The 26,647-nt window shown below is 48.3% G+C and carries 20 protein-coding genes; 17 read left to right on the top strand and 3 right to left on the bottom strand.

Annotation, left to right across the window (positions count from 1 at the left end; translation table 11 throughout):
- The first annotated feature begins 6 nt into the window (after positions 1–6).
- The 15 genes from KW844_RS13200 (at position 7) to KW844_RS13130 (ending at position 24,019) form a co-directional block, all read left to right on the top strand.
- On the top strand, positions 7–1,248 hold the full coding sequence (locus tag KW844_RS13200) for a glycoside hydrolase family 71/99-like protein (protein ID WP_218377205.1): 1,242 nt from the start codon (positions 7–9) through the stop codon (positions 1,246–1,248).
- A 252-nt stretch (positions 1,249–1,500) separates the two neighbouring features.
- Positions 1,501–4,638 (top strand): TonB-dependent receptor, encoded by a 3,138-nt coding sequence (locus KW844_RS13195; RefSeq protein WP_218377204.1) that lies wholly within the window; start codon positions 1,501–1,503, stop codon positions 4,636–4,638.
- Positions 4,639–4,649: 11 nt separating this feature from the next.
- The gene (locus KW844_RS13190) at positions 4,650–6,497 is read left to right on the top strand and encodes a RagB/SusD family nutrient uptake outer membrane protein (RefSeq protein WP_218377203.1); all 1,848 of its coding nucleotides are present in this window, start codon (positions 4,650–4,652) and stop codon (positions 6,495–6,497) included.
- Positions 6,498–6,515: 18 nt separating this feature from the next.
- The gene (locus tag KW844_RS13185; protein ID WP_218377202.1) at positions 6,516–7,226 is read left to right on the top strand and encodes a DUF3823 domain-containing protein; all 711 of its coding nucleotides are present in this window, start codon (positions 6,516–6,518) and stop codon (positions 7,224–7,226) included.
- 74 nt (positions 7,227–7,300) lie between these two features.
- Positions 7,301–8,236, top strand: coding sequence for a family 43 glycosylhydrolase (locus tag KW844_RS13180; RefSeq protein ID WP_218377201.1), 936 nt, complete (start codon positions 7,301–7,303; stop codon positions 8,234–8,236).
- 192 nt (positions 8,237–8,428) lie between these two features.
- The gene (locus KW844_RS13175; protein WP_255578408.1) at positions 8,429–8,578 is read left to right on the top strand and encodes a hypothetical protein; all 150 of its coding nucleotides are present in this window, start codon (positions 8,429–8,431) and stop codon (positions 8,576–8,578) included.
- Positions 8,579–8,584: 6 nt separating this feature from the next.
- Positions 8,585–10,813, top strand: a complete 2,229-nt coding sequence (locus tag KW844_RS13170; protein ID WP_218377200.1) for a GH92 family glycosyl hydrolase — start codon at positions 8,585–8,587, stop codon at positions 10,811–10,813.
- A 220-nt stretch (positions 10,814–11,033) separates the two neighbouring features.
- Positions 11,034–11,621 carry an RNA polymerase sigma factor gene (locus tag KW844_RS13165; RefSeq protein WP_218377199.1) on the top strand — a complete coding sequence of 196 codons (588 nt, stop codon included), beginning with the start codon at positions 11,034–11,036 and terminating at the stop codon, positions 11,619–11,621.
- A gap of 93 nt (positions 11,622–11,714) precedes the next feature.
- Positions 11,715–12,890, top strand: a complete 1,176-nt coding sequence (locus KW844_RS13160; RefSeq protein ID WP_218377198.1) for a FecR family protein — start codon at positions 11,715–11,717, stop codon at positions 12,888–12,890.
- 18 nt (positions 12,891–12,908) lie between these two features.
- Positions 12,909–16,493, top strand: a complete 3,585-nt coding sequence (locus KW844_RS13155; protein ID WP_218377197.1) for a SusC/RagA family TonB-linked outer membrane protein — start codon at positions 12,909–12,911, stop codon at positions 16,491–16,493.
- A gap of 18 nt (positions 16,494–16,511) precedes the next feature.
- Positions 16,512–17,945 carry a RagB/SusD family nutrient uptake outer membrane protein gene (locus KW844_RS13150; protein ID WP_218377196.1) on the top strand — a complete coding sequence of 478 codons (1,434 nt, stop codon included), beginning with the start codon at positions 16,512–16,514 and terminating at the stop codon, positions 17,943–17,945.
- Between the two features lie 13 nt (positions 17,946–17,958).
- On the top strand, positions 17,959–19,107 hold the full coding sequence (locus tag KW844_RS13145) for a TlpA disulfide reductase family protein (protein WP_218377195.1): 1,149 nt from the start codon (positions 17,959–17,961) through the stop codon (positions 19,105–19,107).
- Between the two features lie 268 nt (positions 19,108–19,375).
- On the top strand, positions 19,376–21,760 hold the full coding sequence (locus KW844_RS13140) for a glycoside hydrolase N-terminal domain-containing protein (protein WP_218377194.1): 2,385 nt from the start codon (positions 19,376–19,378) through the stop codon (positions 21,758–21,760).
- A gap of 171 nt (positions 21,761–21,931) precedes the next feature.
- Entirely contained in the window at positions 21,932–22,633 is a 702-nt protein-coding gene (locus KW844_RS13135) for an Imm19 family immunity protein (RefSeq protein ID WP_218377193.1), read from the top strand.
- Entirely contained in the window at positions 22,634–24,019 is a 1,386-nt protein-coding gene (locus tag KW844_RS13130; protein WP_218377273.1) for an efflux RND transporter permease subunit, read from the top strand.
- A 23-nt stretch (positions 24,020–24,042) separates the two neighbouring features.
- Here the strand turns inward: KW844_RS13130 and KW844_RS13125 are convergent, their stop codons facing one another.
- Positions 24,043–24,453 carry a nuclear transport factor 2 family protein gene (locus KW844_RS13125; RefSeq protein ID WP_218377192.1) on the bottom strand — a complete coding sequence of 137 codons (411 nt, stop codon included), beginning with the start codon at positions 24,451–24,453 and terminating at the stop codon, positions 24,043–24,045.
- A 4-nt stretch (positions 24,454–24,457) separates the two neighbouring features.
- Positions 24,458–24,982: a TetR/AcrR family transcriptional regulator gene (locus KW844_RS13120; protein WP_218377191.1), complete on the bottom strand. Its 525-nt coding sequence runs from the start codon at positions 24,980–24,982 to the stop codon at positions 24,458–24,460.
- A 157-nt stretch (positions 24,983–25,139) separates the two neighbouring features.
- Between KW844_RS13120 and KW844_RS13115 the strand changes: the two genes are divergently transcribed.
- Both KW844_RS13115 and KW844_RS13110 read left to right on the top strand, forming a co-directional pair.
- Complete coding sequence (locus tag KW844_RS13115; RefSeq protein ID WP_218377190.1) at positions 25,140–25,547, top strand: hypothetical protein; 408 nt, start codon at positions 25,140–25,142, stop codon at positions 25,545–25,547.
- Positions 25,450–25,893 (top strand): zinc-binding dehydrogenase, encoded by a 444-nt coding sequence (locus tag KW844_RS13110; RefSeq protein ID WP_218377189.1) that lies wholly within the window; start codon positions 25,450–25,452, stop codon positions 25,891–25,893. The genes KW844_RS13115 and KW844_RS13110 overlap by 98 nt, the downstream gene beginning before the upstream one ends.
- A gap of 133 nt (positions 25,894–26,026) precedes the next feature.
- Here the strand turns inward: KW844_RS13110 and KW844_RS13105 are convergent, their stop codons facing one another.
- Positions 26,027–26,605, bottom strand: a complete 579-nt coding sequence (locus tag KW844_RS13105; RefSeq protein WP_218377188.1) for a flavin reductase family protein — start codon at positions 26,603–26,605, stop codon at positions 26,027–26,029.
- Positions 26,606–26,647 lie beyond the last annotated feature (42 nt).

Below are 26,647 nucleotides of genomic sequence, written 5' to 3'. Positions count from 1 at the left end.
CTATATATGAAAAGCGCATTTATATTTTTGACCGTTTGCATTTTAACTTTCCACGCAGATGCCCAGAAAAGTCCGTTCCATTACCCTACCTATAAAGGGTTGGTAATGGCGGGCTACCAGGGTTGGTTTAATACTTCCACTGACGGGGCCGACCGCGGATGGCACCATTACCAGCGCCGCGGCACCTTTGCACCAGGCTCCTGTGAAATAGACCTCTGGCCGGATATGCGGGAATATAAAAAACAGTATGCTACCCCGTTCCGCTATGCGGACAGCAGTGTGGCCAACGTGTTTAGTCCCTACGATAAATCTACCGTAGACCTGCATTTTAAATGGATGAAAGACTATGGTATCGACGGGGTGTTTATGCAAAGATTTGTTGGGGAGATCAGAAACCCCAGCGGCCAGCGGCATTTTAATACGGTACTGAAAAACGCTATGGCGGCAGCAAAGCGCAACGACCGCGCCATCTGCATCATGTATGACCTGAGTGGTATGCGTCCGGGTGAGGAACAGCTGTTGCTGCACGACATAGATACCCTCGCCGCCACCTACGGCCTCCTGGAAAAAGATGGTAAAACATCTCCCACCTACCTGCACCACAACGGCAAACCACTGGTAACCGTATGGGGAGTAGGCTTCAACGACAACCGGCAATACGGATTCACGGAGGCAGCTACCATTGTGGCAGGACTAAAACAGCGCGGCTTCAGTGTAATGCTGGGCGTGCCTACCTATTGGAGAGAATTTGGCTCGGATGCCCTGCATGACCAGGCCCTGCATGATATCCTGAAGCAGGTGGATATTGTAGCTCCCTGGCTGGTAGGCCGGTATGATCAGACTGCCTATCCTGATTTTCATCCGACCATTGAAAAAGATATCCAGTGGTGTAAGGCCAATAAAGTGGACTACGTGCCGCTGGCATTCCCCGGATTTTCCTGGAGAAATATGAATGGTCCCAATGCCCACACCATTGCCCGCAATAAAGGTGCATTTTTCTGGCAGCAGGTAGCCGGCGCTAAGGCAGCCGGAGCAGAAATGCTGTACATCGCCATGTTCGATGAAATGAATGAAGGCACCTCCATCTTTAAATGTGCCACCACCAGCCAGTTACCGCTGCATCCCGGCGGTGTGTTTGTAGGTATTGAAGATGAACTGGGCAGCGATTACTACCTGTGGCTGGCCGGTCAGGCTGCCAGATGGTTTCATGGTAAGCCTGGATACTCAGCACAACAACCAAAACGCTAATAAAAATCAAAAAAAATGAAAATTAATGCGCTATTAATGTCTGATTAACCGCTTTGTTAATGGCAGAATCGTTTTTTGCACTTACAAATTCCAGGTTAACAGGAATACGTTATGATGATTCAACATCGGCAGGTGATAGCTGCCGGACAAACCAAAATCAACATTTTCCACGACGCCTATTATGTCACCTTAATTCCATTATTCAGATTCCACTATCCCCGCTGTTTGAATGCTTTTTAAACTATTTAAAACATGAAAAAAGTCTATTACTTATTGTTACTCTGCCTTCTTCCCCTATACATGATGGCCCAGCAGGTGTCCGTCAAGGGACGGGTAACAGATGAAAAAGGGGCGCCTGTGTTCGGAGCCAACGTAGTGTTGGAGAGCAACAGCAAGCGCCTCGGTGGCGGTTACACCAATGAAAATGGTGAGTATACCGTACACGCCAATTCCACCGCTACAAAGATCACGGTATCATTTGTAGGCTACAAAGCTGAAACACAACTGCTTAATGGCCGTACTACTATTGACTTAGTATTGCAGCTTTCCAACTCCAACCTCAATGACGTAGTGGTAGTTGGTTACGGCAACCAGAAAAAAGCTACGGTTGCCGGTTCTGTGGCTACCCTTAGTGGCAAAGAGCTGACCGTCACCAAAAACGAAAACGTGGTGAACATGCTGACCGGTAAAATTGCCGGTGTGCGTACGGTGCAGCTGAGTGCTGAGCCAGGCTCTTTCAACACCCAGTACGATATCCGTGGTATGGGTGGTACGCCGTTGATTATTATCGATGGTATTCCCCGCAGCTCCGGTGACCTGAGTCGCATGAACCCTGATGAAATCGAAAGCCTGTCTGTCCTGAAAGATGCGGCAGCAGCCATTTACGGGGTGAAGTCTGCCAACGGTGTTATCGTGGTAACAACCAAACGCGGTGCAAAAAACGAAAACGGAAAATTCAATCTCAACTATTCTATTAATCAAACCTGGCAGCAGTTCCTGAATGTTCCGCAGGGCGTGGATGCGGTGGACTTCATGTTGCTGACCAACGAAAGAGACTATTCCGGATTCAATAACTTTTTTGCCTTGCGTTCGCCAACCTATTCCGATGCCAACATCGATGAATACCTGAGCGGCAACAAACCCAGCTCCGACTGGATGGGCGCTATCACCCGCAAGTCGGCACCACAAACACAGCACAACGTATCATTAAACGGTGGTACGGATAAAGTGAGATATTACTTTGGCTTTGGCTACCTGGATCAGGGAAGCATCTTCAAAACCAACGCTATCAACTACGATAAATATAACTTCCGCTCCAACGTGGATGTTACGCTCACCAAGCGTTTGCGCGGTGGTGTGAATGTTTCTGGGTATGTAGATAATAAGAATACTCCGCAGGGCCGTTCCGTGTGGGAAATTCTGAAGTATGCCATGAACTATCAGCCTACCTTGCCTATCTACGCCAATAACAATCCGCTGTATCCCGGTGTAACCGACGAAAACGGTAACCCGGTAGCATTGATTGATAATAACCTGGTAGGTAACAGCACCTATAAAAATAAAAACTTCCAGGGCCAGGCTTACCTGGAATATGATATCCCTGGTGTAGAAGGTTTATATGCAAGAGGTGTATACAACTACGGTATGGGCATGGCCGATAATACCACCGGTAAAAAAACGTATAACCTTTACCTGTATGATGCACAGAACGACCTGTACATCCCTTCTACCGTGAATTCACCTTCCTGGGTAAACAGAGGTTACTACACCTCTACCACCACGGTGATGCAGCTCTCCCTGAACTACAAACGTACTTTTGCAAAACGTCATAACGTAAACGCAATGTTCCTGTATGAAGAAAACCACCAGAAGGGTGATAACTTCCAGGCACAGCGTAACTACTCTTTAGGTATCCCTTACCTGTTTGCAGGTGACAACGCAGATCAGCGCGGTAACATGGATGGCAACGGCCTCTATGAAACCGTAATGAAAAGTTTGATCGGCAGGGTAGGATACGATTACCTGGGCAGGTACATTGTGGAAGTGACCATGCGTAATGATGGCAGCAGCCGTTTCAGTCCTACAGCCAGATGGGGCCTGTTTCCGGCAGCGCTGGCAGCATGGCGTATCAGCGAGGAGCCATTTGTACAACGTATCATTGATCCGCGTATCCTCAGCAACCTGAAACTCCGTGGTTCTTACGGCTTGCTCGGAGACGATGCTAACGTAAACTACCAGTGGGTGGCCGGCTACAACTATCCCGGACAGGGCGCTATCCTCGGAGGTACCTATGTAAATGGTATCAACTCACAGGGTGTAACCAACCAGAACTTTACCTGGCTGAAATCCAAAACCTTCAACGTTGGTTTGGATATGGACCTCTGGAACGGTTTACTGTCGGGCTCCGTGGACTATTTCGTAAGAAACCGCGAAGGCCTGCCGGCAGCTAAGAGCGCGCAGGTGCCAGGCACCGTAGGGTTACCGCTGCCTATGGAAAACCTTAACAGTGACCAGAATACCAGCTTTGAAATTGTGCTTGGTCACAGAAGTCAGGTAGCAGGCGTGCAGTATAATATTTCCGGTAACGTGGCTTTCACCCGTTTCAAAAATATCTATGTAGAGCAAACCCGCCAGGGCAACTCTTACCAGAACTACAAAAATAATCTGAACGACCGCATCGCCAACATGTGGTGGGGACCTTTGTACGGCGGCCAGTTCACCAGCTATGATCAGATCTATAACTATGGTGTCAACACCGGTGGCGGTAACCAGTCGAACCTGCCGGGCGACTACTACTACCAGGATCTCAACCAGGATGGTGTAATCGACGATAAAGACCAGGTACCTATCGCTATCCGTGATAAACCGATGGTAAACTTCGGTATGACCATTGGCGCGAGCTGGAAAGGTTTTGACCTGAACGTATTATTACAGGGTTCTGCCAACTTCCACGTAGAGTATGATGAGCAGTATGCGCAACCGTTAACCTTTGGTCGCAGTGCGCTGGTGCAATTCCTTGACAGGTGGCATCCGGTAGACCCTAAGGCCAACGTATTTGATCCTAAAACAGAATGGGTAGCCGGTAACTATCCTGTAACCGGTCGTCCGATTGCACAAGGCAGCAAGGCCGTACAGAACGCCAGCTACATGCGTGTGAAATCACTGGAAATTGGTTATAACCTGCCACACAACGTGCTGAAAAGAGTAGGTATTCAAAACCTGCGTATTTACGGTAACGCCTATAACCTGGCTACTATCACCGGTCTGAAATATTCAGATCCTGAGCATCCGGGTAAAGCAGGTGGCAACCAGAACTGGGATTATGGCCAGGCAGGTTACCTGTATCCACAAAACAGGACTTATAGTGTAGGTGCTTCTGTATCATTCTAAACTTTTCCGACATGAAAATAAAATACTTAGTGCTTATACTGATTGGACTGGCCTTTGGGGCTTGTAACAAGCTGGATGTAGCACCACTCAATATCATCAAAGACCAGGATATTTTCACCAATGAAACCGGTGTAAACTCCTACCTGGCAAGTATATACGGTACCATGCCCATCGAGGATTTCATCTATCGCCCTGAAAGAGGGTTTATGAATGGAGATGGAGAGCGCTGGCAGAACTTCATGCAGCCGGGCAACCTCACCGGAGAAATGGTGGGTCGCTATAATGTGGGCGATGCCGCGCAGGGCTTCGGTTTCTGGCCATATGATAAAATCCGTACGATCAATTATATGATCGTCAATTTCCCGAAATATGCGAAAGCGTTCACGCCGGATAAGTACAATCAGTTCCTGGGTGAAGCTTATTTCTGCCGTGCCTATTTCTACTTTGCACTGGTGAAACGCTACGGTGGTGTGCCGATTGTGAAAACCCTGCAAAGCTATCCTGAGCAGAGCATCGAAGACCTGAGTGTACCGAGAAATAAAGAACAGGAAGTCTACGATTTCATTGCTGCCGACCTGGACAGTGCCATCTCCCTGATGGGTGATGCCAATATCAGAGCGAGAGCTAACAAGTATGTAGCCGCAGGATATAAGTCGCGCGCCATGCTGTATGCCGGTACTATTGCTAAATATGGTACGGTGAACTATGTTGATGGTGATGCGCGCCAGAAAGGTTTTGCAGGCATTCCGGCGGACCAGGCTACCCGCTATTTCCAGGCCGCCTATGATGCAGCCAAACTGGTAGAGGGCCACTATAGCCTGTACCGTAAAAATGATAACAAGGAACAGAACTATGTAGACCTGTTCCTGGACCAGAGCAGCCCGGAGAATATGTATGTGAAGGACTATTCTATGTCCACCGGTACCGCCCATAGCTGGGACGCTACCATGACCTGCCGTTATATGACTGCCGATGGTGATGCCGCCTGTTATCCTACCCTCGACCTCGTGGAGAAATTCACCGGCCCGCTGCCTATCACTAATCCGGATGGCACACCTAAACGCTTTAACGATCGCTCTGAGCTGAAAGCTGGTCTGGAACCGCGTTTGCTGGCTACCATTTACTTCCCGGGTGCTACCCTCCGTGGTAAAGAGTTTGATGTGCAGCGTGGTATTTATAAGAAATTCAATGGTACCGCCGCAGAAGAGCTGGCAAATAACAACACTTCTTCCTGGGATCAGCCGGATAACCTGGTAGTATCAGGTGATATCAACCAGTTGTACAATGGCCGCCGCGTAATGGGCCTTGCCGGTATGTATGCCACTGCCGGTAATGATAACCGTACGCGTACAGGCTTATACGTTAGGAAGTATATCAATTATAAAGCGGATCAGGCTACCTGCGGCTTGTACCAAAGTGTGCAAACCTGGATCGACATGCGTTATGCAGAGGTGCTGCTAAACAGGGCCGAAGCTGCGATGGAACTGGGTACGGCTGATAAAACTGCTGATGCGCTGAGTGTAATTAACCAGCTGCGCGACAGAGCAGGTGCCGCAGTGGCTACCGGTAATATCACCATCGATACGGTTCGTACCGAGCGTATGAAAGAGCTGGCCTTCGAACATCACCACTGGTGGGACCTCCGGAGATGGCGTATTGCGGACAAGGTACTGGATAACACCCGCTTCTATGGCATCTACCCATATTGGATAGAAAATGAAAATAAATACATTATGCTGAAGCAGGAAGAAATGGGCCACCGTAGCTTTTTCTTCGAAAAGAAATGGTATTACGAACCACTTCCTGGGGGTGAATTAGGCAAGAATCCTAACCTCTATCCTAATAACCCGGGTTACTAATTTTTAAATTTTAGCATTATGAAGAAATTAATAAACAGCCTGCTGGTGGCAGCCACATTATGTATGGCCACGTCCTGCTCTAAAAAGGACAACTATGCAGGACCTGACGCCACCTTCTCAGGTAACCTGATTAATAGTGTGACCGGTAAAAACCTGCTTACAGAAACTGGCGGCTTCCAGATACAACTGGATGAACTCAGCTGGAGCAGCACACCCGTGCCTTATAACATCCCGGCTAAGCCAGACGGCAGCTTTAAGGATACGAGGATTTTTAGTGGTCATTACCGCGTGATTCCGCGCAACGGCGCTTTCTGGCCGGTGGATACAACCGAAATTGATATTTCCGGTAACACCACCAAAGACTTCACGGTAACGCCTTACATGGAAATCAAAAATTTCACATGGAAGCTCTCCGGCACCACATTGCAGATGACGTTTAACCTGTTTGCACCTAAAACGGAAGGCCTGCCACGTGTAATAGATGTGCAGCCTTTCATTAACAACACCCAGTTTGTGGGCAGTGGTGCTACCATTTATGATGTTTATACCGGTCCGAATATCTTAGGCATCAACGCAAATTACAGTGATGAGATGGCGAAAACAACCTATACCATAACGGTACCTAACCTGCTGAGTGGACGCACCTTTTACGCCCGTGTAGGCGTTCGCGTTGACGACAGCAATAAAAAGTTTAACTACTCAGAAATAGTCAAGGTGGATGTCCCTTGATGGTTCTTCATAACGTGGGGGAGGGGCGTCTGCCCCTCTCCAAATCTTTAAGATATTATTTAGCCCAATAAGATATGAAAAAAATATTCCTGGCCGTTCCTTTGTTTACGCTCGCGGCAGCGCTTATTGCCAACGATTGTCAGGCACAGAAAAATCCGTTTGTTACAGATATTTATACCGCAGATCCGTCTGCACACGTATGGGCCGACGGACGCCTGTATGTGTACCCTTCCCATGATGTGGCGCCACCAAAGGGCTGCGACCTGATGGACCGTTACCATGTGTATTCCACTGATGATATGGTACACTGGAAAGATCATGGAGAAATACTGAATTCCGGCCAGGTGCCCTGGGGGCGCAAGGAAGGTGGCTTTATGTGGGCGCCCGACTGTGCATATAAAAATGGCGTTTACTATTACTACTTTCCGCATCCCAGCGGCACCGAGTGGAATAAAACCTGGAAGATAGGCGTGGCCACCAGCAGCAAGCCTGCGGGCGATTTCAAAGTACAAGGCTATATAGAAGGGCTGGAATCCATGATCGATCCGTGCGTATTTACCGATACCGACGGCCAGGTGTATTTCTATTATGGAGGCGGCGGAAAATGCATGGGCGGTAAGCTGAAAGATAACATGGTGGCCATAGACGGGGAGCTGAAGCCAATGGAAGGACTGGTGGATTTCCATGAGGCCAGCTGGGTACATAAGCGCAACGGCATCTATTATCTCTCTTATTCCGATAACTACGATAAGGATGGTAAACATAACCGTATGTGTTATGCCATGAGCAATAGTCCGCTGGGACCATGGGAGTACAAAGGCGTATACATGGAATCGACGGACAGCTATACCAATCACGGCTCCATTGTAGAGTACAAGGGCCAGTGGTACGCGTTTTATCATAACAGTTCCTTATCAAACCACGACTGGCTGCGCAGCATTTGCGTAGATAAACTGTACTACAATCCTGATGGTACGATTCAGATGGTGAAGCAGACCGCGGGTAAGTAGTTTCTTTCCTTACCATCTAAATAAAATATTGTGAGAAATATAGTTACAGCATTACTATTGGTGGCTGCTGCTTCCTGCTCAAAAGGAGGAGGAAGCAGCAGCCACCCCGGGCACCGGCCCAGGTAATGGCAACCCGGATACCTCCGTAATGAAGGCAACCAGATTGCGAAAACGGCCGAAACCGCTGCGGATGTGCCGGCAGGTGCAGGCTTTGTAACGCTGGATGAAGATGGTACGGCCTGCTCTTCCGACTACTATCTGCGACTGACAAGAGATGGCGGGAAGATGTTTAAAAAAGAAACAACGCTGACGGCTACACGGCCAACAGCTCCAAAGGAGTAATAGTTTATGAAGAAGCAAATTATAGTTTCCTGTGCGGCCATGCTGCTGAGCGGTATGGCAGTTGCACAGCAGCCATCAGCAGATGTATTGTCGTATATACGTCCCGAGATAGGTGGCGTAGGTACTTTGCTGGAGCCTACCAGGCCCACCATGCAGTTGCCTAACGAAATGATGCGCATGACGCCTGTACGAAAGGATTATCTGGATGATCAGATCAGCAGTTTTCCGTTGTTGCTCGTGTCGCACCGGCTGGGGCAGGTATTTGCCCTTCAGCCCAATAACGATGAACATTTGAGTGAGTCATCCTGGAAAACCCGTTTGTCATATGACCAGGGAGCCGAAGAGCGTGCTCCCTGGCATTATTATACCAACCTGGTGGACAAGGATATCACGGTAGAATATACGCCAGGCAAAAAAGCAGGTTATTACCGTTTTACTTTTCCTGCTACCGGCGCAAAGCGTTTGCTATTTAACACGTATGACCGTGCACGCAACTGGTGGCGGTTTGATAATGACAGTACCATAGCGGGTATGCAGGTATTTAAGGCAGAAGATGGGTTGCAGGATGTACCCGTTTATGTGTACGGTCGTTTTGATCAGCCGGTGAAGTCCGGCGGCTTTACTAACGGTAACGCCACTACGCAACAAAAAGGAGAGGGAAAAGCCTGGGTGTCGCTGGAAAAGCGTGTAGCCACTTTGCGTTATGCTGTTTCATTTATCAGTGAAGCGCAGGCAAAGGAGAACTACGAGCTGGAACTTGGCGGTGGTCAAAGCTTTGAGGCGGTAGTCGCCAATGCTAAAAAGGCATGGCAGGAGGTGATGGGGCAAATTGAAGTAGAGGGTGGCACGCCGGCTGAGCGCCGCAGTTTTTATACTGCCCTGTATCGTTGTTATGAGCGCATGGTAAACATTACAGAAAACGGTAAGTACTATAGCGGCTATGATAATAAAGTACATACGGACAACCGTCCATTTTATGTGGACGACTGGGTATGGGATACTTACCTGGCCTTGCATCCGCTGCGTACTATTTTATTACCGGAGAGAGAAGAGGACATGCTGCAATCATATGTACGCATGTACGAACAAAGCGGCTGGATGCCCACCTTCCCGGTACTATACGGTGATCACGCGTGCATGAACGGCTTTCACTCTTCGGTAATGTTCCTGGACGCCTACCGCAAAGGGCTGCGCAATTTTGATGTAGCCAAAGCCTATGAGGGCATGAAAAAGAACGCCACCAGCGCTACCATGCTGCCATGGCGCAATGGCCCTAAAACGGTCCTGGATGATTTCTATCATCAGAAAGGTTACTTCCCGGCTTTAAAGTCCGGCGAAAAAGATCCGGTACCGCAGGTGCATTCCTTTGAAAAACGCCAGGCCGTAGCGGTGACGCTGGGCGGCGCTTACGACGACTGGGCAGTAGGCCAGCTGGCAGCAGACCTTGGCAAAACGGCTGACGCAAAAACGTTTACGGCCAGAGGGCAGAACTACCATCAGCTCTGGCATGCGGAGCGTCAGTTTTTCCTGCCTAAAGACAGTGCCGGCAACTGGATCAACATTGATCCGGTATTCGACGGCGGCATGGGCGGCCGGGAGTACTATGATGAAAACAACGGCTGGACGTATATGTGGCAGGTGCAACAGGATATTCCTGGCCTGATGAAGCTGATGAACGGCAAAGATGGCTTTGAGCGCCGCCTGGATCAACTATTCCGGGAAGGGCTGGGCCGCAGCCGTTATGAGTTCTGGGCCAAATTCCCGGATGCCACCGGCCTGGTAGGGCAGTATTCCATGGGCAACGAACCGAGCTTCTTCATTCCTTACCTGTACAACTATACGAAATCACCCTGGAAAACACAGCAACGTATACGCCTGCTGCTGAAAACCTGGTTTGATGATAATATTTTCGGCATCCCCGGCGATGAAGATGGTGGTGGCATGTCGGCCTTCGTGGTGTTTTCCTCCATGGGCTTTTACCCGGTAGTGCCCGGGGAGCCGCTGTACACCATTGGCAGCCCCGTGTTTTCGAAAGTGACCGTGCATTTGAAAAATGGTAAGGACTTTACCGTGATTGCCAATAACTGCACAGAAGTGAATAAGTATATACAGTCCGCCAAACTGAATGGCGTGGCGATAAACACCCCCTGGTTTACACATGATCAGTTGATGAGTGGCGGTAAGCTGGAGCTGGAAATGGGCAGCAAGCCAAATAAGGACTGGGGTATTGAATAAGGATTATTAGAGTTTGATAAATGCAGAAAAGAACCTGTGCTTAGGCGCAGGTTTTTTTCGTTAATGTAAAAATTGATGCAGTGAATGCTATTACCGAATTGCTGGCTTTTAAAGGAGATGAAAGGCTATTTGCTTTACCGTTAATAGATTATTACCTATACTCCTGCTGACTATTTTTTATTTTTTTTATTATTATTGCGGAAACAATCCAAACTATTACTTGTCGTTATTCACTGCGCATAAAGAGGAGTGGCTGCTCCGGGAATTAACACTACAGAACAATGATGCATTTGCCGAATTGGTGAAGCTTTATTTTCCTGTGGTGTGTCACTATGCCAGTGGTTTGTTATCCCATCCTGCGCAGGTACATGATATTGCACAGGAATCATTTATTGCGCTGTGGCGCCATCAGGACCGTTTTGACACTATGCCGGCCTTGCGTAAATTCCTTTTTCTTACTACCCGCAATGCCTGCCTCAATGCTAATCGCAGCAGGGAGCGGGAACTCGTGCGCAATCATACGGTATTGGCAGACCCGGTGGATAATGACGGACAACGACAGTTAGCTGAAGCCGAAACCCAGGCACTGATTTACCAGGAAGTAGCCCTGATGCCTGCACGTATGAAGGAAATATTTTATCTCAGTGTAGAAGAAGGATTGAGCTTACAGGAAATTGCGGATAAACTCAAGCTGCAATTACAGACTGTGAAAAACCAGAAATACAAAGCCTTTGAGCTGTTGCGTAAGAAATTCGGACATGATCCAAAAATGCTGCAGCTCCTGCTGAGGTTATTACTTCCTTTTTAATTTCCCTGTTTAAATTTTTTTTTAGATGCCGATGGTACTTTTTCCAGACGGCGGTGTTTCTATTGGGGATAGTGACCCGGAAAGCGCGTATTTATGAGCTATAAAGAAGAGCAGGCAATGCAACTGGCAATGGTGGCCGCCAAAATAAGAGAAGGCCTGCCAACAACGCCGGAGGAACAGGAATTATGGAATCAGTGGGTGAGCGAGTCAGCTCTAAACCAGCACACGGCGCAGCAGCTGACAGATCGTAAATGGCTGGTGGCCCGTATGCGGGAGTTTGACCAACAGGATACCGCCGCCGCCACCCGGGCAATTTTTTCCGCCCTGGGAATACCGGAAAATCAACCGCGTACAGTGCTTTACTATGTATGGCGTGTGGCCGCTGCTGTTATACTTATGCTGTGTGCCACAGCTGTAATGAAATACTATACAACTTCTCCGGTTACACCGGTTATTGCAAAAATGCCTGCGGGTAGTAACCGTGCCATACTCACGCTGGCAGATGGTGGTGTGGTAGCCCTGGATGCCGCCCATAATGGGGTGGTTAGCCGCCAGGGAGGAGCCGTGGTTACCAAAACCGGCAGTGCACTGGATTATAGCAATACTGCCACTGAAAAAGCTGTGATGCATACGCTCTCAACACCGCCGGGCAGCCAGTTTGAGCTGCGGCTACCCGATGGTAGCAAGGTATGGCTGAACTCTGCTTCTTCACTCATATTTCCTACGGCATTCACCGGTAGTGAGCGTGTAGTAAAGCTGCGCGGGGAAGCCTATTTCGAAATTACCCAGGATGTGAAACGCCCATTTAAAGTTAATGCCAGCGAGGTAACGGTGGAAGTACTGGGTACCAGCTTTAACGTAAACGCTTATACGGATGAAGCACAGGTGCTTACCACACTGGCAACAGGAAAGGTGAGGGTAGCTGCCGGAAAAGCAAGCGTGCTGCTGACCCCGGGGGAACAGGCGGTAACCACCCAGGCAACAGGTAGCACCACCAGCCGTATGGCGGATATACGAAAAGTTACCGCCTGGAAAAACGGCATGTTTGAATTTAATGATGCCGACCTGCCAGCCATTTTGCGGGAAATTGCCCGGTGGTATAATGTGCAGATTGTTTATCAAACTACGGCAGTACCATACCATTACGGTGGTGGCATCGGCAGGAACCAGCAACTGCAGGATGTTTTAGACATGCTGGAAGCAAGCGGACCAAACAAATTCCGTGTACAAGGCAATACCGTATATGTTTTATCAACCAGTCAACCATAATTAATATCCACCTAGTAAATGAATCAGACCAACAACCAACTATTGAAAATTGGTGTGGTCATCCTGTTGACATGCTGCTTGCAGCTTGGAGCAGCAGGAGCCACAGCACAACGCATTTCCCTGTCGCTGAAGGAAAAGCCATTACAGGAAGTATTTACAGAGATCCTCAGACAAACGGGTATCAGCATTATTTACAATGAGGCAGCGCTCAAACACCTGAAACCTGTGAGCATACAGGTAAAAGAGGCAACACCGGAAGAGGTGTTAAACAAATGTATGGATGGCCAACCATTGTCCTACCAGCTAAATGGTAATCGGGTGATCATCCGTTCTAAAGCGGCGCCCGCCAACAGCCAACAGGAGCAGGAGTGGACTATCACAGGAAAAGTGCAGGACAGCACCGGTATGCCTATTCCAGGAGTGAGCCTGAGGGTGCGGGGAAAAAATAGCCAGACCGTATCTGCTGCGGATGGTACTTTTCGGATAAAGGGAGTGGATGCCGGCAATGAAGTAGAGGTAAGCAGCATCGGTTATCTGCCACAGGTGCTGGTGATCCGGTCCCAGGCTCCGCTGGTTGTGCGTTTAACATCTTCCGTAACAAATTTATCTACCGCCAATGTGGTATCTACCGGTTACCAGGTAATCTCCAAAGAACGCACTACAGGTAGCTTTTCGAAACCTGATGATGCGATTTTCAAAAACCGCTCCGGCAGCATGAATATTGTACAGCGCATAGAAGGCCTGGTGCCCGGGCTTACCATCAACAACGCTCCAAGTCCTGTTAAAGGTAATAATATCCTGATACGTGGGCTTGCCTCCATATCGGACAATACCAGCCATGGGCCTTTGTTGGTAGTGGATGGAATTCCTATGGATGATATCAATGCCATCAATCCACAGGATGTGGAGGATATTACTGTTTTGAAAGATGCCACAGCAGCCTCTATCTGGGGTGCCCGGGCTTCCAACGGGGTAATTGTGATTACCACCAAAAAGGGAAAGGAGTCGAGTCGCCTGTCCATGGAATACGATGGCTTTGTAAACCTCCAGGGAAGGCCGGACCTGAAGAACATGCCGGTGCTCAGCAGCCGTCAGTTTATTGACGAAGCCACCGCCATTTTTTCGCCGGACTTAGCCAACAACAAATGGAGTAATGTGGTGAACCCAACCAATTTAACCGGTGTGCCGCCACATGAAATGATTTTATATAACCAGTACCGCGGTCTCATTACCGCCGCACAGGCTAAAAGCCAGTTAGATAGTCTTGCCGGCATCAACAACCTGGATCAGATCAGCGACCTCTGGTACCGCTCTGCCGCGCTTACTAACCACACCCTCTCCGTACGTGGAGGTACCAGCAATTACGGCTTCTACGGATCAATGGCCTATACAGGCGTGCGCTCCAGTCGCCCGACTGAAAAAAATAATACCTTTAAACTGAATCTGCGCCAGGACCTGCAGTTCAACAAACATATCAAAGCCTACCTGATTACAGACCTTACCAATACCCAAACTTTTTCACCACCCAATATAATTGTCAATGGGATGATGCTGCCCTACCAACTGTTTCAGGATGCCAATGGTAAGCACCTGAGCACTGCATCCTTTATCCGGCTGCAGGATTCTACGCGCGGGTCGCTGGAAAAACAGAGTGGGGTAAGCCTGGACTATATTCCGCTGGATGAAATGAATTATGGTCAAACTAACAGTAATGCTATGCTGGCGCGGGTTACAGGCGGACTAACGGCACAACTGCTAAAGGGGCTGCGTTACGAAGGCGTGTATGGCTATCTGAAAGGCAGTAACAGGACAACTGTTTTCGACAGCGAACAAAGTTACCGTGTACGCGAGGAGCTGGTGCAATTTACTGTAGCTGTTCCCGGTGGTAAGCCGGTGTATTACCTGCCATCCTCCGGTGGCCGGTATACAGTGGCAAATACATTGCAAACTAACTGGACGGTGCGTAACCAGTTGATTTACGACCAGGCATGGCGGCAGCGTACCCATCAACTGACCCTGCTGGCAGGCCAGGAGGCTACTGAGCAATTAACCAATTACAACACCAACCAGGCAAGGGGATACGATCCATTACTGCAAACAGCCGGTGTGGTGGATTATAAATCACTCGCTAATCCGGGCATTAACAACCCGGTATTGCCCAATAGCCTTAACCGTAGTGTCCTGAATAGCGACAGTGTTTTTGCGCAAGCTGAAATAAAAGCCCGCTCTACTTCCTATTATGCCAATGCCGCCTATACCTGGAAACTTAAATATGCCTTGAATGCGAGCTGGCGAATAGATGAAAGCAATTTATTTGGTCGTGATAAATCTGCCCAAAACCGTCCTGTATGGAGCGTTGGCGGTAAGTGGACGGCCAGTAGTGAAAGCTTCCTGGCACATACACCCTGGTTGCAATTCCTGGCGCTGCGTGTAACCTACGGCATTACAGGCAACAGCCCCAATCCGGGTACGGCGGCTAGTTTCGACATTCTTGCGCCACGTACCAATGGCTACTTTTATAATAACCAGGGATTATACATTGCTTCGCCTGCCAATAACCGGCTCACCTGGGAAAGCACCGCTACTACAAATATAGGAGTGGACTTCTCCATCTTAAACGATCGCCTGAAAGGTGCGGTGGATGTATATCAACGAGCCACCACCAACCTGATCGGCAATATGAGCCTGAATCCATTCACCGGTTATGGCTCCGTGATTGGTAACCTTGGGGATATCGTAAATAAAGGAGTGGAGATCAGTGTGCAATCGATGAATGTGCATGCGAAGGATTTTAGCTGGTCTACCGTATTTACACTGGGTTATAACCGTAACCGTATCACTAAGCTGAATATGGCAACGCCTATTACTACCGGGCGCCAACTGCTGCTGTCCCGCTTTGTGGAAGGTTATCCGGCAGTGCCGGTGTTTGGCTACGATTATGCCGGATTAAATGCGCAAGGGAATCCGCAGATAAATGCAGGAGGCAAAATTACGGCCGATCGTAACGTGGCTAAGCCGGCAGACATCCTGCTGATGGGTACTGCACAGTCGCCATGGTCCGGTGGTTTTAGCAACACCTTTACTTACCGCAGTTTCAGTTTGTCCGCCAACATTATTTATAACCTCGGTGCAGTTATGCGCAGAGATGTGAATAGTAATTACAGTGGTGGTCGCCTGATACAAAGCAGCAGCAGTCCGTTTTCAAGCGGAAATCCGAATGCTGAATTCGCAAACCGCTGGAGAAAGCCCGGCGATGAAGCGTTGACGGATATTCCCAAGTACATCCCTAACGCATCTATCAGCAATGCAGAACGGGACGTGGAATATTATACGGCTGCCAATACCAACATTGTGAGTGCATCCTATATGAAGTTCCGCGATATTTCACTGTTCTATTCACTGCCGGCGCAGCTGGTGCAGCGTCTCAAATCACAGGCGATCACCTTCCGTTTCCAGGTATCCAATGTGATGTTGTGGAAGGCCAACCAATATGATATAGATCCTGAGTTTATGAATGCCCTGGGAGGCACAGTAGCTGGTGGTATCCGCGCGATACCGGTAAACCAGGGGACTTTTACATTTGGTGCGCATGTATCATTCTAACTTTTAAACCAATTAATCATGACGAATAGAATCTGGTTAGCGGGATTGCTGAGTATAACGATGCTGGTCGCGTGCAATAAAGATTTCCTGGAGGTGGAGCCTAAGGGTAAGCTCATTGCTAAAGAAACAGACGATTACAACCTGTTATTGAATAATATTGATTTGCTCAATGTAACAGCTGATACACAGGTGCCAATGGGAGATGAGGTGGTGGCGGTAGAGCCGTGGCTCAGCGGCGCTACCTTAAGGGTACAGCGCTTGTTTAAATGGGCAGATGATGTCTACGAGCCTAATGAAAACAATCCGGAAGTAATTGATTTCATGAAACAGGTGTATGTATATAACAAAGTGATCAATGAGGTAATGAATAGTGTAAATGGTACGGAACAGCAAAAGCGCAGCCTGAAGGCGGAAGCACTGGCGGGTCGCGCCTGGTGCTATTTTATGATGGTTAATTACTTTGGAAAACCCTATGATCCGGCTACGGCGGCCAGCGACCTGGGATGTCCCATCAGTACGCAGTCGGACGTAACACAGCAAAAGTTTACCCGTGCCACCGTCCAGGAAGTATACGACTTGCTGCAGCGCGATTTGCTGACGGCCATACCTGACCTGCCGGAAAAGGTGTATTGGCGCATGCGTATGTCTAAAACTGCCGGGGAGGCCCTGTTGGGTAAGGTATACTTAACGATGGGCCGCTTTCCGCAAGCACTGGAACAACTTAATAATGCTTTTACGGATTTACAGGGAGCCAGCATACCGGTACGCCTATACGATTACAATAAGGAATTGGCTTCCGGAGGGGTATTTCTGCCCATAAGTGCTTTAGGGCCGGCATCACCGGCGCCCGATGCATTTGTGGAATCTATCTTTGTAAAAAATGTTGTCAACTACTGGGCATTTACTAACAGTGAACTGGTATTGTCGCAGGAGGCCCGTGCGCTTTTTCAAACGGAGGATCTGCGCCTTAAACTATTTACAGGTGCTGCTTTCGGTGGTGGCACCTACAACACCGCAGGTGTGCTGCGCAGAATGGGCATGCCTGGTATAGCAGTCAATTTAGGCATTACATTACCGGATATGTTATTGATGAGGGCAGAATGTAAAGCCCGCACCAGCGACCCCGATGGCGCCCGCGCCGATCTGGAAACCTTACGTGCCCGCCGCATACCTGTATCGGTATCAGCCGTTCCTGCGGGGATGACACAAGAGCAGCTGACAGATTATGTGATCAACGGTGAAAGAGTGCGTGAATTTGCACTAACGGGTAACCGCTGGTTTGATATGCGCCGTATGTCTGTTGATCCATTGTTCAGGCACAAAACATATGTTCACCGGATATATGCGCCAACAGGGGCTTCACAGGAAGTAACCCTCCGGCCGGAACGGTTCACCCTTCGCTATAGTCGACTCACCATGGACCTGAATCCTGGTATGACCAATAACCCATAAACAATACGTATACATGAACAACAAGTCTAAAATCCTGTTGAACGCTGCCTTTCTGCTTACCGGCACTGTAACGATGGCGCAGCAGCAATCCTTTACTATCAAAGGTAATTTCCCAGGTTTGAAAGAGGAACGGAAGGCATTCCTCGAATATTTTGATGGAGAAAATAAAGTTCACCATTCATCGCTGATCCGCAACGGTAAATTTGAATTCAAAGGAGCGGTAGAACACCCGGTAAAAGCGACTATCGAAATAAAAGTATTAAATCCTGGTCCATTTGATTTTAAAAAATACCTGACCCGGGATGAAAAGGAATTCTTCATAGATGGAGGCGCCATTATACGCATCAAAGGCAAGGACTCTATTAAGACTGCCGCTATTACCGGTGGTAAAACACAGACTGAATTATTAGAACTTGGGCGTCTGGAAGCAAACGTAGTGGCACAAATGGAGCCATTAATACGGGAGCGCCTTAAAAGATTTGAAACGAAGGATACTACCGGTAATGCAGCCTCAGATGCGATGCTTGGCCCACTGGGAAATCAACGCAGAAAGATCACTGATGATTTTGTAAGGAGTCATCCGAAATCATGGCTTAGCTGGGATGTGGTAAAAAATCGCTCCTCCATTATTGATGTGAAGTCGTTCGAGCCCATGTTTTTATTACTGGATACCAGCATCCGAAGCACCAGGGAAGCAAAGAAAATTGCTGATAAGCTGGCACTGGCCAAAAGAATATCCGTTGGTGAAATGGCACCTGACTTTGCGCAGACCGATACCAGCGGCAACATGGTGCGCCTATCGGACTTTAAAGGTAAATACGTATTCCTTGATTTCTGGGCCAGCTGGTGCGGCCCCTGCAGGGCCGAGAATCCGAATGTGGTAAAGGCCTGGAATGCCTATAAAAACAGGGATTTCATCATCATCAGTGTATCACTGGATGATAAGAAATCCAACTGGGTTAAAGCCATTGAAAAGGATGGGATGCCCTGGGTACACGTGAGTAACCTGCAGGGTTGGAATAACCCGGTATCCAAAGCCTATGGCGTAACGGCAGTGCCACAAAATCTGTTGATCAGCCCTGAGGGCAAAATTATTGCCCGTAATTTAAGAGGCGAGCATTTATCCGGAGAGCTGGAGAAATTCCTTCCGCCAGTAAAATAGTGAAAGCAGCTTAAGGGATCACAGGGGGCAGGCAATTACCTGCTCCCTGTGCTGTTTTTTAGGTAGATGTAAATGTTAACCCGCATAATTGTTACAGGAAACATTACTCCCGCACCTGGCGTTTGCAATCGCCCCAAACGTTCGTTAATTCCCCTAATAAGACTTTCTATTATACAATTCCGACCCGCAGTTTGCATAAGTAATTCCTTCTGTTTACTTTGGCTGTTATTAGAAGTGAACAATGAAGTAATTAAATTCCATGTGTACTATGTTAAAATACTTGTTGTTGTTAGCATTGCCAGTTTCTGCTGTGGCGCAAAATAACCAGGGTTTGCAACTCTGGTATAAAACACCTGCTGCTCATTTCGAAGAAGCCCTGCCTATAGGTAATGGCCGTATGGGAGCCATGGTGTATGGTGGTGTTGCCTCCGAGCGCTTATCACTCAATGAAGAAACGTTGTGGTCCGGCGGCCCGGTGGATGCACATATGAATCCCAACGCCAAAAATTACCTGCAACCGGTGAGGGAGGCTTTGTTTCAGGAGAATTACCGTAAGGCGGATTCGCTGATGAAGTTCATGCAGGGAAAGTATTCGGAATCGTATATGCCTTTGGGTAACCTGCTCATGGATTTCAAACATGGCAGTAATGTTACCAATTACAAACGTAGCCTGGATATACAGCGTGCAGTCAGCACCGTTAGTTATGAAATCAACGGCACCCAATACAAACGGGAATATTTTGTTTCCTATCCTGACCAGGTGATGGTGATCAGACTCACCGCCACCGGAAAAGATAAGCTGGAATTGGATTGCAGGTTTAACAGCCTGCTGATTCATCATGCTGCCGCAGGTAATAACGCGCTTACCATGAAAGGTTTTAGCCCGGTGCATGTGGAGCCTAACTACCGCAAGTCATCCAATCCTATTATCCAGGATACGGCCAATGCGATGCGTTTTGTAGCAAAAATGCAGGTGCTGAAATCAGATGGAAAACAGGAGTGGAAGGATAGTACATTACATATCAGCAATGCGAAGGAAGTGGTGTTACTGGTGTCAATGGCTACCAGTTACAATGGTATTGATAAAAAACCTGGCACGCAGGGAAAGAATGAAATGCAGCATGCTGGTGCGTATTTAACGAAAGCCCTGGGTAGCAAGTATGAAGGGTTGTATAACCGCCACCAAACTGATTTCAGGAAATATTTTGATCGTGTTGCCATTCATCTGGGAGATAGTAACCTTGGCCATCTGACTACGGCCGAGCGACTGCAACGTTTTTCCCAGGGCCATACGGACAATGGATTGATTGCTTTGTATTATCAATATAGCCGTTACCTGATGATCAGCTCATCCAGGCCGGGAGGCATTGCTGCTAATCTCCAGGGCATCTGGAACGAGGAGCTGCGGGCGCCATGGAGCAGCAATTTCACTACCAATATCAATGCAGAAATGAACTATTGGGGTGTGGAAACCGGTAACTTATCCGAGTTCCACGAACCGCTGCTGAGTTTAACCGAACGCCTGCAACGTAGTGGCGCGGTAACCGCCAAAGATTATTATAACTGTAATGGTTGGGTGTGTAATCACAACACCGACATATGGGCAATGACTAACCCAGTGGGTGCATTTGGCGAAGGATCTGCCAACTGGGCCAGCTGGCCAATGGGTGGGGTGTGGTTAAGTTCACACCTGGCAGAGCATTACGCGTTTACCGGCGATAAAAAATTTCTGGCAAACAAAGCGCTGCCAATTATGGAGGGTGCTGTGCAGTTCTGCCTCGACTTCCTGGTAGACGATAAAAAGGGCCATCTGGTAACAGCGCCGGCTACGTCTCCGGAAAATGTGTACATCATACCCTCCACCGGCTACAAAGGTATGGTGGCCTACGGCACTACTGCCGATCTGGCAATGATACGGCAGTTATTTAGTGATTACCTGGAGCTCGCTGGCACACTGAAGTTACAGGGACCTTTGCCGCAACAGGTGAAAACTGCTTTAAATAAATTATACCCTTACCAGGTAGGTAAAAAAGGTAATCTGCAGGAGTGGTATTATGATTGGGAAGATGAAGATCCTCGTCATCGTCATTTGTCGCATTTGTTTGCAGCTTATCCGGGGAACAGCATTACCACTACGGGCACGCCTGCACTGGCAGACGCGGTACGGAAGTCGCTGGAAATACGTGCCAACGATGGTACCGGCTGGGCTATTACCTGGCGTATTAATTTGTGGGCGCGACTCCAAAACGGTGATAAGGCCTACGATGCACTGAAGAAACTCTTGCGTTTCATCGGCAATGAATCCGGTATCAGAATGAGTGGTGGTGGTACTTATACCAACCTGTTCTGCGCGCATCCGCCGTTTCAGATAGATGGTAACTTTGGTGGTGGCGCCGGTATTGCCGAAATGCTGCTCCAGAGCCACCAGGGATTTGTGGAACTGCTGCCTGCACTGCCAAAGGAATGGGCTAGTGGGGATGTGAAAGGACTGCGTGCCAGAGGGGGCTTTGAGGTTAGCATGCGTTGGGAGGATGGTCAGCTGAAAGCGGCGGAAGTGCTTTCGCATAATGGCGGTAAGCTGATGGTGAAGAATGCCGGCAGACAAAAAGAAATAGAGACGCAGGCAGGCAAAAAGTATACAATCGCATTTTAAGCTATCAACCCGTTTTCGTTTATCCGGGAGCGTAATTAACCATCGGATATACATCCGATAGCCGCATTAATCGCCGGGTTAATGCGGCTATCTTGTATTATTGTAGCCAGCTAAGTATTATCTTTGTAGGGAGAAATAAATCCAGCGCAGCAAAAAAGCCGTGTCCTATGGATGCGCTGGGATCAAAATAACTACTATCACGACCTGGAAACAATGGAATTAACCTTATCTAACCGTAACTTCTGCCTCTTTTTGCTGACCCAGTTCCCTTTTGCCTCTAGCGATGACCTGGAAATTATGCTGTCCGATTACCTCTTTGATCATTTTGAAATGCCTTCCGGTGAGTGGCTGAGTGGCCTTACCGGTACTGAAGAGGAGGACCCCTGGAGCGGCTATACCTTCGCGCATCCGCTCAATGAACAGGTAACCCTGTACGCAGAATTTCGCCCGCATGAAACTGTATATTACTTTAACGATACTTACCTGGGCAATACCGGCGGACACTTTCATCTATCCCTCTTCAGCTGGGAGGAACTGAAAGCGCTCACGGCAAAAGCGACCCGGAACGAGTCGCTGTTGTTTTTGCTGTTGCTGCCACTCACCGTGGGCAATGTGGCGGAGCAAGCAGAAATCGAAGCCCTGATATCCCAACATCTCCATAACACCAGCCTGGCATTAAATGCAGAACAGCTGGAACTGATCACCCAATTCCTCAGCCGGCACCTGATTTTCGAAGACCATGAGCAAAATATATTCGAGATCCTGCGCAATGTAGGCCCGGTAATTAACCGCAATCACTCTGAAAGAAGCAGAAAGAAAGAGGATGAAGCGTTGTTGATAGTAAATAAGGCGATTGAATCGGCGCTGAGCTAAATCATTAGGCAGGGAGAAAACCTTGCCCCGAAAATCAGGGAAGTAATTGCAAAATACCCGCCGGTGAAATATGTGATCACCCAAACGGCACGCAACGATGATGGTACGGACCCGTTTCCGCCCAACAGAACGGAGATTCTGGTAGGTCTGAAGGATTATAAACTGTGGAGTGATACCATCCCTAAGAAAGAGCTGGTAAGGCGTATACAGGCGGACCTGGAACGTAATATTCCCGGTGCGAGCTTCAATGCAGGACAGCCGATTATTGACCAGGTGATGGAGATAGTGACGGGTAGTGCAGCTGACCTGGCGATTTCTATTGTGGGGGACGACCTGGAAATGATGCGGCGTAAGGCAGACAGTATAGCCGTGATCGTGAAAGGAACAGCAGGTGCGGCTTCCGTAAATATTGAGCAGGAGGGCACGCAGGCGCAGCTGGCCATTAATATCAACAGGGAAAATGCCGCTCGTTTTGGCATTAACGTTAGTGATATACAGAATATGATTGAAGCCGCGATTGGAGGCCGTGCCGTAGGAACCATCTACCATGGAACCAAGCGGTATGACATGGTAGTCCGATATCTCCCTGAAAACAGAAATTCAATAGATGTGATAAAGACCCTCCAGGTGCCCAGCGCCACAGGTGGACTCATCCCCTTGGAGCAGCTGGCGGATATCCGCTTTGTGGATGGCCAAACGAATATTTACCGCATCGATGGCAAGCGCATGGTAACGGTACGCACCAACGTGCATAACCGCGACCAGGGCTCCTTTGTGAAAGAATTGCAGGAAAAGATTGGCCGGGAAATTCATGTGCCTAAAGGCTATAGCATCATTTACGGCGGCCAGTATGAAAACCTGGAACGCGCCGGAAAGCAGCTGCTGATCACTATTCCGCTCACTATCGTGATTGTGTTTGTATTCCTGTTTATGCTGTTTAAAAATATGCGGCACACCTTTGTGACCATGAGTTGTATGCTGATGGCGATGGCGGGTGGCATTGTGGCGCTGTTTATCCGGGGATATCACTTCAATGTATCTGCCGGAGTAGGTTTTGTATCCATCTTCGGTATATCAGTGATGGCAGGCGTTTTGCTGGTATCTGCCCTAAACCGGGAGTTGTATAAATCTCCCCTCACCGTACGGGCCTCCGTGCAAAAAGTGGCGGTGGATCAGCTCAAAGCTATTATGATGATGCTCATTGTAGCCATCATCGGATTAATGCCGGCCGCGCTCAGCACCGGTATAGGATCGGATGTACAAAGGCCGCTGGCAACCGTGATCATCGGGGGACTAACCGCTACGCTGCTCTTTGTGCCTGTGGTTATTCCATCTCTCTACTACTGGCTGGAAAGAAAAGGCCATAAACCCGCCGGGGAAGCGTGATTCGGTGGCAGACAGGTACTTGTTTACAAGTATCTGTCTGCTTCATTGATTGCAAGATCATTTATGCTCGCATATCTTTTCTGCATTAAACCATTTTCATCGAACTCCCAGTTTTCGTTGCCATATGCCCGGAACCATTGTCCCTCCTTATTCCTGTACTCATACTCAAACCGAACAGCAATGCGGTTGCCGGCATGTGCCCAGTATTCCTTCTTAAGTTTATAATCCAGCTCCTTTTCCCACTTTTGGCGGAGGAATTTTATAATGGCTTCGCGGCCGTTGACAAACTGATGTCTGTTTCTCCACACACTATCTGGTGTGTAAGCCAGTGATATCCTTTCCGGGTCCTGACTGTTCCAGGCATCCTCGGCCAGCTGGATCTTCTGTTTTGCCGTTTCCAGTGTAAATGGCGGCAATGGGTGACGTTGTTCCATGTTGTCAGATTAATTTAGTGATGATTTCTTTGGATTTTTTGATCAGCTCATTGGATTTAAAGAGCTGACTTTCTATGATGGAGCTTTCGAACAGGAGGTATACCTGCGCTGATAGCAGTTCATCCTCCAGCTCTTTTTCAAAAAGATTTCGCAGGTCTTTTTTGTGCGACTGTATCACCGCCAGTATGGCCGCCTGATCGCCGGATATTTCCGAAAGTATATTCAGGAAGCTACATCCTCTGAAGTTCTCCTTTTTGTTCATGTGTATTAGGAAGTCAAAAGCCGCCAGTATTTTTTGCTGGGTGTTTTTGCCTTTGTCCATATGTTCCAGCAGGCCGGCGAACCAGTAGTCGTGCCGCGCTTCCAGGAAAGCTACGCACAGCTCATCTTTGGATTTGAAATGCTGGTAAAAGCTCGCTTTTGCCACATTTGCCTCACTGATGATCTGGTTGATGCCGGTGCTGTTGTATCCCTGCTGGTGAAACAGCACGGTGGCCGTGTCCATGATTCTTTGTCTGGGAGTATTCATGATGTAAAGGTATGGAAATTTTTATTGAACAGACAAGTCTGTCTATATATTTTTTTACAGGGAGATGAAATAGTTTGTTTTTTAGTAATTTTACTTCCGTTTAATACTCCCGCTTAGTCTTTTGCGACAAAAGGCAGTTACTTAAAAACAAGAATGAATGAAGTCTGTCAGCGTTCCGTCCGAGCTGGTTGCAGCGCCGTTTAATCATCGAAGCCTGCAACTGAACGGCTTTTCTGCCATTGAAAGTTGCACCCATGCCGATTGTACCACCGGCAGTATGTTCCTCGAAGAGCACATGCTGTTATATGTGGCCAAAGGCCAGAACATTGTAACCTACGGCAAGCAAACTTTTCCCGTGCGGGAAAATGAGATGCTGCTGGTAAAGAAAGCATCCCTTATCCAGTATAATAAAACCGGCATACCGGCCTCTGGTTACGTATATGAAAGCATCTTATTTTTCCTGAAAGATGAGTTTATACAGGATTTTGTGCGCATGGCGGATATTACTGCCCATAAAACTGGGTGCTCACCACTTCCTGCTTACTTCCGACAAAGCACAGTTTGAAGCAGCGCAAAATACTTTTGATTTCATCCTTGACACAGTGAGTGCGCCACATGATATTGCTGCGTATATGTCGCTGTTAAAAACCGATGGTACGCATATTTGCGTAGGAGCTCCGCCAGAGCCATCCCAGATCCCCGCTTTTGCACTGATTGTTGGTCGTAAGAGTGTGGCTGGTTCCATGATTGGCGGTTTACCTGAAACCCAGGAGATGCTGGATTTCTGCGCTGCCAATAACATTGTTTCCGATGTAGAAGTGATTGATATCAAAGATATCGCTACAGCTTACGAGCGTATGCTGAAAGGAGATGTGCGGTATCGCTTTGTGATTGACATGGCTACGTTGTAGCTTTTTTGTGATATAAGCGTAAAACCAGCAGTGCCTTGGCATTGCTGGTTTTTACGTTTATGAGGATGTGAATGATGATGTTGCCATTTGCCTGAACGTCATTTTCTCCATTAATAAAGGCAGCAGTTGCATGCTACTTGTACGCTTCCATCCCTTCTCCAATCGCATAAAACTGTCCGCCGGAGATATAGTGAATACTCCGCAGCTCAGGATCAGCAGTATCAAACAGCCAGTGGCCATTATTGAATACGCGGGTATCTGCCCAGGCGCCAACTACTTCTCCAATAAAAAGATCATAGGCTTCCTGATTATGTGGCTCCGGGATTACCTTACAGGCCAGCCAGGCAATACAGTCTTCTACAAATGGTACGTCTATGCCGGGCATCTCAAAAAGTTCCACACCAGCGATGTTTAGTTTATCGGGAATGTCGTTCATGCTGATGTTGCCCAGGGTGCGGGTGGTGTTTAACAGTGCTACGGTGGGTACCTGCATCACAAATAATCCACTTTTTTCTACCAGCTCCCGTGTTTTAGTATGGCTGTCAATCACCACGGTTACTTTAGCCGGCACATAATCCAGGCCACAGGCCCAGGAAGCGGCCATCACATTTTCCGTCTCGCCATAGCGGGAGGAAATGAGGGTGGTAGGGCCGTGGTTAATGAGGCGGTAAGCCTTTTCGAGGGGTACGGATGCAATGTGGGTTGTTGCCATTTTTCGGAATGATTTTCTGATTAATTGAATACAAGGTAATAG

Source organism: Chitinophaga sp. sic0106, assembly GCF_019219075.1.
In the GTDB taxonomy this organism is placed as follows: Bacteria; Bacteroidota; Bacteroidia; order Chitinophagales; family Chitinophagaceae; genus Chitinophaga.
Note: the sequence above shows the minus strand (reverse complement) of the source record. Positions and strands in the feature narration are given on the sequence as shown.

Bases quoted from the DNA above. Each gene is read 5' to 3' on its own strand.
- KW844_RS13115 (WP_218377190.1), top strand. From the start codon at position 25,140: ATGAAGTCTGTCAGCGTTCCGTCCGAGCTGGTTGCAGCGCCGTTTAAT.
- KW844_RS13120 (WP_218377191.1), bottom strand. From the start codon at position 24,982: ATGAATACTCCCAGACAAAGAATCATGGACACGGCCACCGTGCTGTTT.
- KW844_RS13190 (WP_218377203.1), top strand. From the start codon at position 4,650: ATGAAAATAAAATACTTAGTGCTTATACTGATTGGACTGGCCTTTGGG.
- KW844_RS13155 (WP_218377197.1), top strand. From the start codon at position 12,909: ATGAATCAGACCAACAACCAACTATTGAAAATTGGTGTGGTCATCCTG.
- KW844_RS13180 (WP_218377201.1), top strand. From the start codon at position 7,301: ATGAAAAAAATATTCCTGGCCGTTCCTTTGTTTACGCTCGCGGCAGCG.
- KW844_RS13150 (WP_218377196.1), top strand. From the start codon at position 16,512: ATGACGAATAGAATCTGGTTAGCGGGATTGCTGAGTATAACGATGCTG.
- KW844_RS13145 (WP_218377195.1), top strand. From the start codon at position 17,959: ATGAACAACAAGTCTAAAATCCTGTTGAACGCTGCCTTTCTGCTTACC.
- KW844_RS13135 (WP_218377193.1), top strand. From the start codon at position 21,932: ATGCGCTGGGATCAAAATAACTACTATCACGACCTGGAAACAATGGAA.
- KW844_RS13200 (WP_218377205.1), top strand. From the start codon at position 7: ATGAAAAGCGCATTTATATTTTTGACCGTTTGCATTTTAACTTTCCAC.
- KW844_RS13105 (WP_218377188.1), bottom strand. From the start codon at position 26,605: ATGGCAACAACCCACATTGCATCCGTACCCCTCGAAAAGGCTTACCGC.
- KW844_RS13140 (WP_218377194.1), top strand. From the start codon at position 19,376: ATGTTAAAATACTTGTTGTTGTTAGCATTGCCAGTTTCTGCTGTGGCG.
- KW844_RS13160 (WP_218377198.1), top strand. From the start codon at position 11,715: ATGAGCTATAAAGAAGAGCAGGCAATGCAACTGGCAATGGTGGCCGCC.
- KW844_RS13110 (WP_218377189.1), top strand. From the start codon at position 25,450: ATGAGTTTATACAGGATTTTGTGCGCATGGCGGATATTACTGCCCATA.
- KW844_RS13195 (WP_218377204.1), top strand. From the start codon at position 1,501: ATGAAAAAAGTCTATTACTTATTGTTACTCTGCCTTCTTCCCCTATAC.
- KW844_RS13185 (WP_218377202.1), top strand. From the start codon at position 6,516: ATGAAGAAATTAATAAACAGCCTGCTGGTGGCAGCCACATTATGTATG.
- KW844_RS13170 (WP_218377200.1), top strand. From the start codon at position 8,585: ATGAAGAAGCAAATTATAGTTTCCTGTGCGGCCATGCTGCTGAGCGGT.
- KW844_RS13125 (WP_218377192.1), bottom strand. From the start codon at position 24,453: ATGGAACAACGTCACCCATTGCCGCCATTTACACTGGAAACGGCAAAA.